The sequence below is a fragment of the Modestobacter altitudinis genome, assembly GCF_005930475.1.
GTDB lineage: Bacteria > Actinomycetota > Actinomycetes > Mycobacteriales > Geodermatophilaceae > Modestobacter > Modestobacter altitudinis.
The window spans coordinates 22,743-35,357 of sequence record NZ_SJEW01000029.1; the positions used below are offsets into that span (position 1 = coordinate 22,743).

The 12,615-nt window shown below is 73.5% G+C and carries 15 protein-coding genes; 11 read left to right on the plus strand and 4 right to left on the minus strand.

Features of this window, described 5'->3' with window-relative positions:
• The first annotated feature begins 26 nt into the window (after positions 1–26).
• The gene (gene clpS / locus FHL79_RS12550) at positions 27–323 is read left to right on the plus strand and encodes an ATP-dependent Clp protease adapter ClpS (protein WP_138758932.1); all 297 of its coding nucleotides are present in this window, start codon (positions 27–29) and stop codon (positions 321–323) included.
• Positions 320–817, plus strand: a complete 498-nt coding sequence (locus tag FHL79_RS12555) for a DUF2017 family protein (protein WP_138758933.1) — start codon at positions 320–322, stop codon at positions 815–817. The genes clpS and FHL79_RS12555 overlap by 4 nt, the downstream gene beginning before the upstream one ends.
• On the opposite strand, the gene FHL79_RS12560 is transcribed toward FHL79_RS12555, so the two are convergent.
• Positions 756–1,112 carry a hypothetical protein gene (locus FHL79_RS12560; protein ID WP_138758934.1) on the minus strand — a complete coding sequence of 119 codons (357 nt, stop codon included), beginning with the start codon at positions 1,110–1,112 and terminating at the stop codon, positions 756–758. The two genes, FHL79_RS12555 and FHL79_RS12560, sit on opposite strands and share 62 nt — an antisense overlap.
• Before the next feature lie 120 nt (positions 1,113–1,232).
• Here FHL79_RS12560 and FHL79_RS12565 point away from each other — a divergent pair, with 120 nt between their 5' ends.
• The 9 genes from FHL79_RS12565 (at position 1,233) to FHL79_RS12605 (ending at position 7,598) form a co-directional block, all read left to right on the plus strand.
• The gene (locus tag FHL79_RS12565; RefSeq protein WP_138758935.1) at positions 1,233–1,706 is read left to right on the plus strand and encodes a M67 family metallopeptidase; all 474 of its coding nucleotides are present in this window, start codon (positions 1,233–1,235) and stop codon (positions 1,704–1,706) included.
• A gap of 170 nt (positions 1,707–1,876) precedes the next feature.
• On the plus strand, positions 1,877–2,155 hold the full coding sequence (locus tag FHL79_RS12570; RefSeq protein ID WP_014739444.1) for a MoaD/ThiS family protein: 279 nt from the start codon (positions 1,877–1,879) through the stop codon (positions 2,153–2,155).
• 45 nt (positions 2,156–2,200) lie between these two features.
• Positions 2,201–3,151 (plus strand): PLP-dependent cysteine synthase family protein, encoded by a 951-nt coding sequence (locus FHL79_RS12575; RefSeq protein ID WP_138758936.1) that lies wholly within the window; start codon positions 2,201–2,203, stop codon positions 3,149–3,151.
• Positions 3,151–3,819, plus strand: coding sequence for an HAD-IA family hydrolase (locus tag FHL79_RS12580; RefSeq protein ID WP_138758937.1), 669 nt, complete (start codon positions 3,151–3,153; stop codon positions 3,817–3,819). Before FHL79_RS12575 ends, FHL79_RS12580 begins: the two co-directional genes overlap by 1 nt.
• Before the next feature lie 13 nt (positions 3,820–3,832).
• Complete coding sequence (gene murI / locus FHL79_RS12585) at positions 3,833–4,651, plus strand: glutamate racemase (RefSeq protein ID WP_138758938.1); 819 nt, start codon at positions 3,833–3,835, stop codon at positions 4,649–4,651.
• Positions 4,648–5,388, plus strand: coding sequence for an MBL fold metallo-hydrolase (locus tag FHL79_RS12590; protein WP_138758939.1), 741 nt, complete (start codon positions 4,648–4,650; stop codon positions 5,386–5,388). The genes murI and FHL79_RS12590 overlap by 4 nt, the downstream gene beginning before the upstream one ends.
• A gap of 53 nt (positions 5,389–5,441) precedes the next feature.
• Complete coding sequence (locus tag FHL79_RS12595) at positions 5,442–6,398, plus strand: DNA polymerase domain-containing protein (RefSeq protein ID WP_138758940.1); 957 nt, start codon at positions 5,442–5,444, stop codon at positions 6,396–6,398.
• 114 nt (positions 6,399–6,512) lie between these two features.
• Positions 6,513–7,025, plus strand: a complete 513-nt coding sequence (locus FHL79_RS12600; RefSeq protein ID WP_138758941.1) for a DUF4262 domain-containing protein — start codon at positions 6,513–6,515, stop codon at positions 7,023–7,025.
• A gap of 69 nt (positions 7,026–7,094) precedes the next feature.
• Positions 7,095–7,598, plus strand: a complete 504-nt coding sequence (locus tag FHL79_RS12605; RefSeq protein ID WP_138758942.1) for a monooxygenase family protein — start codon at positions 7,095–7,097, stop codon at positions 7,596–7,598.
• A gap of 33 nt (positions 7,599–7,631) precedes the next feature.
• Here the strand turns inward: FHL79_RS12605 and FHL79_RS12610 are convergent, their stop codons facing one another.
• The 3 genes from FHL79_RS12610 to FHL79_RS12620 form a co-directional block, all read right to left on the minus strand.
• Positions 7,632–10,193 (minus strand): putative bifunctional diguanylate cyclase/phosphodiesterase, encoded by a 2,562-nt coding sequence (locus FHL79_RS12610; protein ID WP_138758943.1) that lies wholly within the window; start codon positions 10,191–10,193, stop codon positions 7,632–7,634.
• A gap of 153 nt (positions 10,194–10,346) precedes the next feature.
• Positions 10,347–11,855, minus strand: a complete 1,509-nt coding sequence (locus FHL79_RS12615; RefSeq protein ID WP_138758944.1) for a S8 family serine peptidase — start codon at positions 11,853–11,855, stop codon at positions 10,347–10,349.
• Between the two features lie 192 nt (positions 11,856–12,047).
• Positions 12,048–12,605, minus strand: coding sequence for a GNAT family N-acetyltransferase (locus tag FHL79_RS12620; RefSeq protein ID WP_138758945.1), 558 nt, complete (start codon positions 12,603–12,605; stop codon positions 12,048–12,050).
• Between the last annotated feature and the right edge of the window lie 10 nt (positions 12,606–12,615).

A 12,615-nucleotide genomic window follows, 5' to 3' on the forward strand; every position in this document is an offset into this window, starting at 1 on the left:
CCGGGCGGCCGTCCTAGAGTGATCACGTGGCCGGACCGCTCGCGCCCGAACGGACGCCCGACACGACGCCGGGGGAGGACTTCGACCTCGACCGTCCGTGGGTGACCGTCGTCTGGGACGACCCCGTCAACCTGATGACCTATGTGACCTTCGTGCTGCAGGAGCTGTTCGGCTACGACGAGCAGACCGCGACCGAGCTGATGCTGCAGGTGCACCACGAGGGCAAGGCGATCGTCAGCTCCGGCCCGCGTGAGCGGATGGAGCACGACACGAGCCGGCTGCACGCCTACGGCCTCTGGGCCAGCTACCAGAGGGACTCATGAGGCCCTTCCGCCGCCGTGGCGACGAGCTCGTCGCCCGGCTCGTCGACGCCGAGGCCAGCATCGTCGGCCTGCTGGTGGACCAGCTCGAGCAGCTGCTGGCCGCCGACCCGGATGACTCCGGAGGCGACCCGGTGGTGGAGCGGCTGCTGCCCCCCGGGCACGCCAGCGACCCGGAGATCGCCGCCGACTACCGGGACCTGACCGAGGCGGCGCTGCGCAGCGGCAAGGCCGACGACCTGGCGATCGTCCGGGCCACGCTGCCCCCGGACGGCGGCGAGGTCCGGCTGGACGACGACCAGGCCCGGGCCTGGCTGCGCACCACCAACGACCTGCGCCTGGCGCTGGGCACCCGGCTCGGGGTGACCGCGGACACCGAGCCGCCAGAAGACCCGACCGAGGAGGAGGGCTCCCAGCTGGCGGTCTACTACTGGCTCACCGCCGTGCAGGGGTCGCTCGTCGACGCGCTGGTGGCGGGCGGAGGCGGCCGACGGTGAGGAACACCAGGGTGGCCACCAGCAGGTCGGCGACGAAGAACACGTAGACCAGGCTGGGCACGGGCAGGCCCTTGACCAGCCCGCCGATGCAGGACACCAGGGTGACGGCCGAGAGCGCGAACAGCAGCAGCAGGCCGATCAGCCGGCCGGTGACCAGCAGCACCAGTTCCATCCGGTCGGTGCGCTCGTCGGTGCTGGCCCGGCCGGTGCGGTGCAGCAGCCGCCGGGAGCCGATGACGAGCGCCGGCAGTGGCAGCGCCACCACGCCGACGATCATGAGCACCTCGACCACCACGGTCGGCGACGTTATCGGTAGGACACCTGATCGACACAGTCCGTTCCGGTCGCCGTCCTGCAGGCGGTCCAGCGGGAGGGCGAGGCGGACGGTACGTGCGGCGGCGCCTAGACTGACCGTGTGCTGCGCATCGACCGCGCGACCTACGACGCCATCGTGGCCCACGCCCGGGAGGACCACCCGGACGAGGCCTGTGGCGTCGTCGCCGGTCCCGAGGGCAGCGACCGCCCCGAGCGCTTCCTCCCGATGCTCAACGCGGCCCGGTCGCCCACCTTCTACGAGTTCGACAGCGCCGACCTGCTCAGGCTCTACCGGGACATGGACGCCCGCGACGAGGTGCCGGTGGTCGTCTACCACTCGCACACCGCCACCGAGGCCCGTCCCTCGCGCACCGACATCAGCTACGCCTCCGAGCCCGAGGCGCACTACGTGCTGGTCTCGACCCGGGAGCACGGCGCGCAGACCGGCCTGTCCGGGGACACCGTGGAGTTCCGCAGCTTCCGGATCGTCGACGGCGAGGTGAGCGAGGAGGACGTCGAGGTCGTCGAGTCCTACCTGTTCGGCCACTCGCCGACCACCGTCGTCTACGACTGACGAAGGACCCCGCTGCCCCCCACGCCTCGTACCTCGGCGCGGGGCCCTGCAGCGGGGCCGACGGGCCGGGCGGAATCGTCGTCCGGTCCGTGGCGTTCCCCGCAGGAGTCGCATCTCCCGCGTGCTCGCACGCGGTTCCCCATCACCCCGGTACGAGGAGTTCTCCCGCAATGGCCATCGAGGTCCGCATCCCGACCATCCTGCGCACCCACACGGGCGGCAACAAGACCGTCGAGGGCAGCGGCGCCACCCTGGGCGCCCTGGTCGACGACATCGACAGCCAGCACCCCGGCATCAAGAACCGCCTCGTCACCGAGGAGGGCAAGCTGCACCGCTTCGTCAACGTCTACGTCAACGACGAGGACGTGCGGTTCACCGGTGCGCTGGACACCGCCGTCAAGGACGGCGACTCGGTCACCATCCTCCCGGCCGTCGCCGGCGGCTGCTGACCGGGCCACCCCGCCCCGGTACCGCAGCACCCCCAGGAGACCGTCATGGCCCGCTTCGCCTCGCTCATCGACTCGCTCGGCAACACCCCGCTCGTGGGGCTGCCGGCGCTGTCACCGACCCCGGACGTCCGGCTGTGGGCCAAGCTCGAGGACCACAACCCCACCGGGTCGATCAAGGACCGCGCCGCCATCTCGATGATCGAGGCGGCGGAGAAGGAGGGGACGCTGCAGCCGGGCAGCACGATCCTCGAGCCGACCAGCGGCAACACCGGCATCTCGCTGGCGATGGTCGCCCGGCAGCGCGGGTACGAGCTGATCTGCGTGATGCCGGAGAACACCTCGATCGAGCGGCGCCAGCTGCTGGAGATGTACGGCGCGAAGATCATCAGCTCCCCGGCGGCGGGCGGCAGCAACCAGGCCGTCGCCGTCGCCAAGGGCCTCGCCGCCGAGCACGAGGACTGGGTGATGCTGTACCAGTACGGCAACCCGGCCAACGCCGACGCGCACTACACCGGCACCGGTCCGGAGATCCTCGCGGACATGCCCTCCATCACCCACTTCGTGGCCGGGCTGGGCACCACCGGCACGCTGATGGGCGTCTCCCGGTACCTGCGGGAGCACAAGCCCGGCGTCCAGGTGATCGCGGCGGAGCCCCGCTACGGCGAGCTCGTCTACGGGCTGCGCAACATCGACGAGGGCTTCATCCCCGAGCTGTACGACGCCGACCTGCTCGACTCCCGCTTCTCGGTCGGCCCGGACGACGCCATCCACCGCACCCGCCAGCTGGTGGAACGCGAGGGGATCTTCGCCGGCATCTCGACCGGGGCGATCCTGCACGCTGCGCTGGGCATCGCGGACAAGGAGGTGGCGGCCGGTCGCAAGGCCGACATCGTCTTCATCGTCTGCGACGGCGGGTGGAAGTACCTGTCCACCGGCGCCTACGCGGGCACCCTGGAGGAGGCGTCGTCGGCGTTGGAGGGTCAGCTCTGGGCCTGATGGAGGACGTCTTCCTGCCTGCTCGCGGGCTGCTGTTCGACAACGACGGCGTGCTGGTCGACTCCGAGGCCAGCGTGGTCTCCTCGTGGAGCCGCTGGGCCGTCGACCACGACCTGGACCCGGCGGAGGTCATGGCAGCCGTGCCCGGCCGCCGGGCCGCGGACACCGTCGCGTTGTTCGTCCCGGCGTCCGACGTCCCGGCGTCGACCGAGAAGATCACCCGCTACGAGCTCGAGGACGTCGCCGGGACCACCGCCGTCCCGGGGGTGCTGGACCTCGTCCCGCAGCTCACCGGGGTGCCGTGGGCCGTCGTGACCTCAGGCGTCCGGGAGCTGGCCACCGCGCGGCTGCGCGCCGCCGGCGTCCCGCTGCCGGAGATGCTGGTCACGGCCGAGGACGTCAGCGCCGGCAAGCCGGACCCGGAGGGCTACATCGCCGGCGCCCGCCGGCTGGGGCTGCTCCCCGCGGACATGCTGGTCCTGGAGGACAGCGCCAGCGGCATCGCCGCCGGTCAGACCGCCGGCTGCCGGGTCGTCGGCGTCAGGCCGGACGCGCTGCGGACGACGGCCGACGTGGTGGTGCGTGACCTCACCGGTGCTCGGTGGACCGGCGGCGGCCTGGTGCTGCCGGCCGCGGCGCTGCTCCGGGATGTCAGCACCGCCGGTTAGCCTGACCCGCGAGATGACGACTGCTGCTGGGGCCGACGCGCCCATCGGGATCTTCGACTCCGGCGTCGGCGGGCTGACGGTGGCCCGCGCGGTCCTCGACCAGCTGCCGACCGAGTCGGTCCGCTACGTCGGTGACACGGCCAACGGGCCCTACGGTCCGCTCCCGATCGCCGAGGTCCGCCGGCACTCCCTCGCGGTGATGGACGACCTGGTCGCCGCGGGCGTCAAGATGCTCGTCGTCGCCTGCAACTCCGCCAGCGCCGCCTGCCTGCGCGACGCCCGCGAGCGCTACGACGTCCCCGTGGTCGAGGTCGTGCTGCCCGCCGTGCGCCGGGCCACCGCCGCCACCCGCAACGGGCGGGTCGGGGTGATCGGCACCCAGGCGACGATCACCAGCGGGGCCTACGAGGACGCGTTCGCCGCCGCCCCGCAGATCACCGTCACCAGCGCCGCCTGCCCCAGCTTCGTGGACTTCGTCGAGCGCGGGACCACCAGCGGGCGTCAGCTGGTGGGGCTCGCGCAGTCCTACCTCGACCCGCTGCTGGCCGCCGGGGTCGACACGGTCGTGCTCGGTTGCACGCACTACCCGCTGCTCACCGGGGTGCTGTCGCTGGTGCTCGGCGAGGAGGTGACGCTGGTGTCCAGCGCGGAGGAGACGGCGAAGGACGTCTACCGCGTGCTCACCCGCGCCGACCTGCTGCGCGACCCCGACGGACCCCCGCCGGTGCACCGCTTCCTGGCCACCGGCGACCCCGAGCCGTTCGCCCGGCTCGGCCGCCGCTTCCTGGGCCCCGAGGTCGACGTGGTGACCCAGGTCGGGGCCGCGGCGTGAGGCTGACCGTCATCGGCTGCGCGGGCAGTGCGCCCGGGCCGACGTCCCCGGCGTCGTGCTACCTCGTCCAGCACGGGGAGTTCTGCCTCGTGCTCGACCTGGGCAACGGCTCCTTCGGTGCCCTGCAGGGGCTGATCGACCCCACGGACGTGGACGCGGTCTACCTCAGCCACCTGCACGCCGACCACTGCCTGGACGCCGCACCGTTCATCGTCTGGCACCGCTACTCCGGGCGGTCCGACGGCCGGGCGGTGCCGCTGTACGCCCCGGTCGGCGCCGACCGCCGGCTGGCGACCGCCTACGACCCCGCGGGCGGACCGATCGACGACGTGTTCGACGTGACCCCCATCGGCCCGGGCAGCTGGACGCTCGGGCCGTTCGAGGTGACGACCGCGCGGACTGCGCACCCCGTCGAGTGCTACGCCGTGCGGCTGACCGTCGGCGGGCGGTCGCTGGTCTACACCGGTGACACCGGCCCGAGCGATGCGGTGGTGGAGCTGGCCCGTGGCGCCGACGTGCTGCTCGCCGAGGCCGCCTTCCCGGAGGGCCCGGACCTCCCGCCCGGGCTGCACCTCACCGGCCGGCAGGCCGGGGAGCTGGCCGCCAAGGCAGGGGTGGGACGGCTGCTGGTCACCCACGTACCCGCCTGGGTCGACGCCGCGGCTCAGCTGGCGGCCGCACGCGAGGTCTTCGCCGACACCGAGCTCGCCCGGCACACGGCCGTCCACGAGGTCTAGCGGGCAGGCCGGGAGCGCTTGCTGGGTGCCCTCCGGCGCGGCATGGTGACGGGGTGGCCGAGACCGAGGAACGGGACGGCGTCCGGCTGACCAGCCTGGACTCGCCGCTGGGCGACGGGCTGGAGGTGACCAAGCGCGACCTGGTCGACCACGTGGACGCCTTCGCCGACCGGCTGGTGCCGCTGCTGGCCGACCGGCCGCTGACGGTCAAGCGGGTGCGGCCGGGCGCGGCGCCGTTCATCCAGCGCGACGTCCCCAAGGGCGCACCGGAGTGGGTGCGGACCGTCGCCACCTGGTCCGACCGGGCCCGGCGTGAGGTGCACCAGGTGCTCGCCGACGACCGGCGCACGCTGCTGTGGCTGGCCAACCAGCGGGCCGTGGAGTTCCACGTGCCGTTCAGCCGGGTGGGGGAGACCCAGCCCACCGGCCTGGTGCTGGACCTCGACCCGCCCGACGGCGCCGCCTTCGACGTCGTGGTCCGCACCGCCCTGCTGTGCCGGCAGGCGCTGGCAGATGCCGGGCTCACGGCGGCGGTGAAGACCAGCGGGTCGACCGGGGTGCACGTCGTCGTCCCGGTGCACGGCTCGTCGGCGGAGGACGTCGCGGCGGCCACCCGTGCCCTCGCCGCGCGCACCGAGCGGCTGGACCCCGAGCTCGCGACCACGGTCTACGTCGTCGCCGAGCGGGGGGAGCGGGTGTTCGTGGACTCGACCCGTTCCGGGCGGGGCACGATCGCCGCTGCGTACAGCCCCCGGGTGCGGCCCGGGCTGCCGGTGTCCGCGCCGGTGAGCTGGGAGGCCCTCGCAGACGTCCGGCCCGGCGACGTCACCGTGCAGACCGCGGCCGGGCGGTTCGGGAACGGCGATCCCTGGGCTGCGGCGCTGCCCGAGCCGCAGGAGCTGCCCGCCGACCTGGTCGCCGAGGGGCACACGATCCCGATCGCCCGCGTGCAGGCGATGCACGAGGGCAAGCGCCGCGCCCGGGCGCGGGCGGCGGAGGACGCCGGCTGAGGGCGTAGCACGGCCGGTCCCCGGTTGCTGGCCGTCGTCCCCGGACGGGGGGTCCGTCCACAGGCACGTCCAGCCACCCCGGTCGTGTCGGTGCCACCCGGCAGCGTCCCGGTCATGACGGACCCGCAGACGACGGCCTGGCTCGACCAGGAGGACACCCATCTCGCCCAGCTCATCCGCGCCCACCGGTGGGCGGTGCAGTACGTCTTCCCCGGCGACTGCGCCGACGAGGCTGACGACGAGTGCGACGACGATGGTGGACCGCCGTTCGGCTACACCGTCGGTCTGTTCGGGCTCGGGCACCCCGAGCTCGTCGTGGTGGGCCTGGGGCACGACAACAGCCACGCCGTCCTGCAGCGGGTGGCGGGCCTGGTGGCCGGCGGCCGCGACCTGGTGCCCGGCGAGCTGCTGACCTTCCACGACCGACCCGACGGGCTGGTCGTGGAGGAGCTCGCCAACCCCGGAGAGGTGCTGTTCGGGGCCAACCGCCACTACCGGCGCCCCGACGAGCACTCGGTGCCGGCGTTCCAGCTCACCTGGCAGCACCGCGACGGCACGTGGCCGTGGGACCCGGCCTACCCGTGCGGTCCGGCGTGCCAGCCCCGGCCGGGGACCTGGCGCGCGTGAGCAGGGCTGTCGCCGCAGCGCCGGCCGGGCCACCATGGGCGGCGGCGGGGTCCACACCGAGGAGGTCGCATGGCCGAGATCCGCACCGGGCGCTACGGCGCCGAGATCGACGGGGACTTCGTCGTGTTCCTGATCGGCGCCCGGCTCAACAAGCCGCAGCACCTGCTCGCCAGCGTCCGCGACCTCGGCGGACGGCGCCGGGGGATGCAGGCGATGCTGGCAGCCCTGGTGGCCGACCCGGAGAAGGGCCTGCTCGGCTACCGCATGGGGTTCCCGGTCATCGTCCAGTACTGGCGGAGCTTCGAGCACCTGGAGGCATTCGCCCGCGACCCCGGCGACCTGCACCGGCCCACCTGGCTGGAGTGGTTCCGCCGCGACCCGAAGGGCCGCACCGGCATCTGGCACGAGACCTTCCTCGTGCGGGCCGGGGAGTACGAGGCGATCTACGACAGCGTGCCGGAGTCGGGCCTGGCGGTCGCCGGCCGTGTCGTCCCGCTGGCCGGCAGCACCTCGGCGCGAGCTCGGCTGCGGCGGACGGCCGCCGCCGAGCAGGTGCCCGTCCCGCCGGGCTGACGGGGACCGTGGTCCGACGGGGCCCGGGGTCGGTCAGAGCGCGTGCAGCACCGACCGCTGGTCGGGGCGGCCCGGGCCGCGCATCCACGCGCCGAGGTCCCCGGCGGGCATCGGCCGGCTGACGTACCAGCCCTGCACGAGGTCGCAGCCGGTGCTCGCGATGAGCTCCCAGGTGCGCCGGTCCTCCACGCCCTCGGCGACCACCTCCAGACCGAGGTGGCGGCCCAGGTCGACGATCGCGCGGACGATCGCGATGTCCTCGCCGGTGTCCCGCAGCCCGGTCACGAAGCTCTGGTCGATCTTCACCTCGTGCACCGGCAGCCGCTTGAGGTAGGAGAGGGAGGAGTAGCCCGTCCCGAAGTCGTCCACCGAGAGCCGGCAGCCCAGGTCGCGCAGCTCGTGCAGCAGACCGATGGCCCGCGCGGGATCGGCCATGACCGAGCCCTCGGTCACCTCGAGGGTGAGCCGGGAGGCCGGTACGCCGTGCCGGCGCAGCAGTCGCCGCACGGTGTCGACCAGATCGGCGTCGTGCAGGCTGCGGGTGGACAGGTTGACCGCGATGCTCAGCTCGAGTCCCTGCCGCTGCCAGCTCGCGACCGCGGCCAGCGACTGGTCGAGGACGTGGGTGGTCAGCGGCCCGATCAAGCCGCTGCGCTCGGCGATCGGGATGAACTCGACCGGGGAGATCCAGCCCAGTTCCGCGTGCTCCCACCGGACCAGAGCCTCGACGGCGACGGTCTGGCCGGTGTCCGGCCGGGCCTGCGGCTGGACGTGCACGGTGATGTCGCCACGGGTCAGCGCCGCGCGGAGCTCGGCCACCAGGGTCAGGCGGCGGGGGTCGGTGGAGTCGAGGTCCGCCTCGTACACCCGCAGCCCGCGGCCGGAGGCCTTGGCGTCGTACATGGCCAGGTCGGCCTGCTTGAGCAGCCCGGCCGGGTCGGTGGCGTGCAGCGGTGCCAGGGCGATGCCCATCGAGCCCCCGACCTCGACCTCCATGCCGTCCAGCACGACCGGGTTCTCCAGGGAGCGGAGCGCGCGCCGGGCGACCCGGATCACCTGGTCCTCGTCGGTGGTGCCGTCGACCAGGACGGCGAACTCGTCGCCGCCGAGCCGCGCGACCAGGCCACCGGCCCCGAGGGCGGTGGTCAGCCGCTCGCCGACCTCGATGAGCAGCTGGTCCCCCTGGGCGTGTCCGAGGGTGTCGTTGATCTCCTTGAACCCGTCCAGGTCGAGGATCATCACGGCGGCACCGGGGGAGACCCCGTCGGCCACCCCGGTGAGCGCGGTGGACAGCCGGCGCTGCAGGAACGCCCGGTTGGGCAGGCCGGTCAGCGCGTCGTGCAGCGCCTCGTGCCGCAGCCGGTCGACGAGTTCACCGTTCTGCAGCGCCACGCTGGCGTGGTTGGCGACGGTCTCCATCAGCAGCACGTCGTCCTGGTCGTACGTGCGCACGTCCCCGAGCCGGTCGGTCACGATGAGCGCCCCGAGCACACCGGCGCCGCCGCGCAGCGGAACGGCCAGCGCCTCCCGGGCGGAGTGCCTGTCCAGCCACTGGCGCATCTCCGGGTCCCGGGTGCCGCGAGGCAGCAGCAGCGTGCTGCCGTCCCCGACCACCTGGGAGAGCAGCCACTCGTCCTCGGGGCTCTGCGGGGCCTCGGTGCGGGTGAGCCGGTCGGTCGCGCCCAGCCGGACGGTGGCGACGTCGCCCTGCGAGGACGCGAGGAACGCGACCTCGGCACGCTCGGAGTGCAGCAGCTCCTTGGCCTCGCCCAGCACGCTGCCCAGCACCTGGTCGACCTCGGGCGAGCTGCTCACCGCCTGGGTGAACCGGAACAGCCGTTCCAGGTTCAGGTGCCGGTCGGTGAGCGACGCGTAGGCCCGGTAGCCCAGCAGCAGGCCGGCCAGGGTGGGCACGAGCAGCCAGGCGTTGGCCGCGGCGGCCTGGAGACTGGTGACGGCCACCAGGGCGAGGGTGATCACCACCGGGGCGGCGGGCTCTCCCCGGACCAGGTCACGTGCCAGTTCGCGCAGGTCGATGTCGCGTTCGTAGACGGCGATGACGAGGGTGAGGGCGATGCTGCCCAGGCAGTTGGCCGCGATGGGCCCCAGGTAGGCGCCCACCCACAGCCACGGGACGTCGGGGTGCCCGGTGGCGACCAGCCGGAACAGCAGCACGGCGATGACGGTCTGCAGGCTGATCAGCGCGAGGTTCCAGCTCGTCTTCAGCGGTGACGAGCGGCGCTGGAAGACGAAGACGGCGCCGGAGCCGACCAGCCTGCCGACCAGGAGGGCCAGCGGCCCGGCGAAGACCAGTCCGAGTACCAGGGGCAGCTCGCTGACCGAGACGGTGCGCGCCTCGCGCTTGGTCTGCAGGTGGAACACGCAGGCCTCGGTCGCGGCGAACGCGACGGCGATGAGCCACCACGGCAGCGTCACCGAGGTGCGGAGCGGGCCGGCCGTGGGGAGGGAGGACCCGGCGGCGGCCGCTGCTGCCACCAGCACGACGCTCTGCAGCACGACCAGACAGCTCTGCTGGTGCGTGCGCAGCCACGGCAGCCGCGACGACGCCGTCCCGGGTTCTGCTCGATCGACCATCGCGGCCCCACCTCCTCCCTGGACAACGGCAGGGCGGGGTGGGCCGTTGAGGCCCACCCCGCCCTGTCTCACCCGCGCGGGTCAGCTGGTCGGAACGTCAGCTGTGCGTCGTGCGGACCCGGTTGGACCGGCCGCCCCAGGTCGTCGACATGGTCAGGCCCACCCCTCGCTCCGCCAGGTGCGCGCCGACCACGAGTCGTCGCGCCAGGTGCGGGCCGCCCAGGACTCGTCCCGCCAGGTACGGGCAGACCACTGCTCGGAGGCGTAGGACACCCCGGTCCAGTCCGAGCCCGTCCACGGGGCGGTCGGCCAGGTGCTCCCGCTCCAGCCGGCGCCGGTCAGCGTCAGCCCGCGCCAGTTCCCGTCGACCCAGGCCTTGGCGTCCTTCGTCGCCCTCGCCCAGGCGGCGCCGTCCCAGGCCCGGCCGAAGACGTCGACCTCGCCCGTCAGCTCGGTCGTGCCGGTGGAGACGTGGGACGACCCGCGGGACGCCTCGAGGGACCCGCTGCCGTTGCCCCACGCCGCTGCGCCGGCCAGCGGCACGGTGCCCTTCGGCAGCTTCTGCGCCTTCTTGACGTCGATCAGCCCGGAGCCGCTCATCACGGCCGAGGAGGTGGTGACCCCACTGGCGGACTGGGTGATCACGAGCTTCACCTGGTCGGGCGTGAGCTTCGGGAACGCCTGGAGCAGCAGCGCGACCTCGCCGCTCACCACGGCGGCGGCCTGCGAGGTGCCCGAGGCCCGGGCGAACCGGTCCCCGACCACGGCCTGCGGGTTGCGGACGTCGGCGTAGCCGCCGGGGTTGCGCAGTCCGAGCACCGAGACACCGGGAGCGACCACGTCGACGTGCCTGGCGTCGGTGCCCTTGGTCGACCAGCTGGGCACGGTGTCGTCGTCGCGGCCGACCGTGCCGGCGTCGTCCATCGCACCGACCGCGAGCACGTTCGGGTCGCTGGCCGGGTTGGCGAGGTTCTTGGTGCTGTCGCCCTCGTTGCCGCCGGACACCACGACCACGATGCCGTGCTTCCAGGCGTTCTCGACCGCGTAGGCCAGTGGGTCCACGGCGCTGCTCTGGGTGGAGTCGGTGCCGTAGGAGAGGTTGATGACCCGGATGTTCAGGCCCTTGTCGTCGGCGTGCTCGACGACCCAGTCGATGCCGGCGATCACCTGGGACACGTCGACCGCGCCGTTGCCGGCGCCGACCTTCACGTTGACCAGGGTGGCGTCCGGCGCGACACCGTTGAACCGGGTGGGGTCGAGGTAGGACGTCGGGCTGCCGGCGACGTCACGCCCGGCGATGATCGACGCCAGGTGGGTGCCGTGGCCGAACCCGTCGACGTGGGCGGTGTCCGGGTTCTGGCTGTCGAAGGACAGGTCCGGCCCGTTGACCAGGTTGCCGCTGGTGAGCCCGGCGACCGGGGTGACACCGGTGTCGATCAGGGCCACGCCGACGCCCTTGCCGGTGACCCCGGCGGCGTAGGCGTCCTGCGCGCCGACCACGCGGGCGATGTTGTTCAGCGAGCCCTTGTCCCCGGCAGCGTCGTAACCGAGGCTCCCGGCGGCGCTGGCCGGTGCCGCAGTGAGGACCACCGCGGCGAGCGCGGAGGAGGCGACGACCGCGGCACCCGCCCGGCGGCTGCGGCCCGGCGACCGCGGGGTCATGACGGGGCTCCGAGGGAGCGGTTCGATGACAAGGCGACGTCCTTACTGCACGGTGAGTGATCACGAGGTGCCGCACGAGGATGTGACAGCACGCTGAGTAGCGCATCCGCAACTCTACGTGTCACGAGGCCTGACGGAATGGTCACCCGTGCGAGCGAGCACGGCGGCCCCCGGCGAGGGACCCGCCCGGGTTCAGCCGCCCCTGATCGACGCGAACAGCACCATGTCCCGGCGTCGCCCGCCGATCTCGGTGTGGCTGCGCAGCAGCCCTTCCCGCACGTAGCCGGCGTTCCGGGCGGTGCGCACCGAGGCGGTGTTCCACGGCTCGATGAGCAGCTCGATGCGGTGCAGTGCGGGGATCGTCCAGCCGAAGGTGGTGACGGCGGTCAGCGCGGCGGCGGCGAGTCCGCGGCCGCGGTCACCCGGTGCGACGAAGTAGCCCGCGGTCGCCCGGCCCTCGGGGAGCTGGCGCAGCCACAGGCCGACCGTGCCGACCGCCCGGCCGGTCGCCGCCTCCGCGACCGCGAAGGAGAACCCGGCGCCCTCGGCCCACCGCCGCTGCTGACGCACGATCCACTCCGCGGCGTCGTCGACCGTGGCGTGCGCCGGCATGGTGCCGATCAACGGGGCGTAGGGGTCGGTCGACAGGTCGAGGGCCATCGGCAGGTCCGCGGCCTCGAACGCACGCAGCAGCACCGGCCCGGACGCCGGCGGGACGGTCGGCCAGGGCGGCAGCGGCGGCGCGGTCATGCCGTCCACC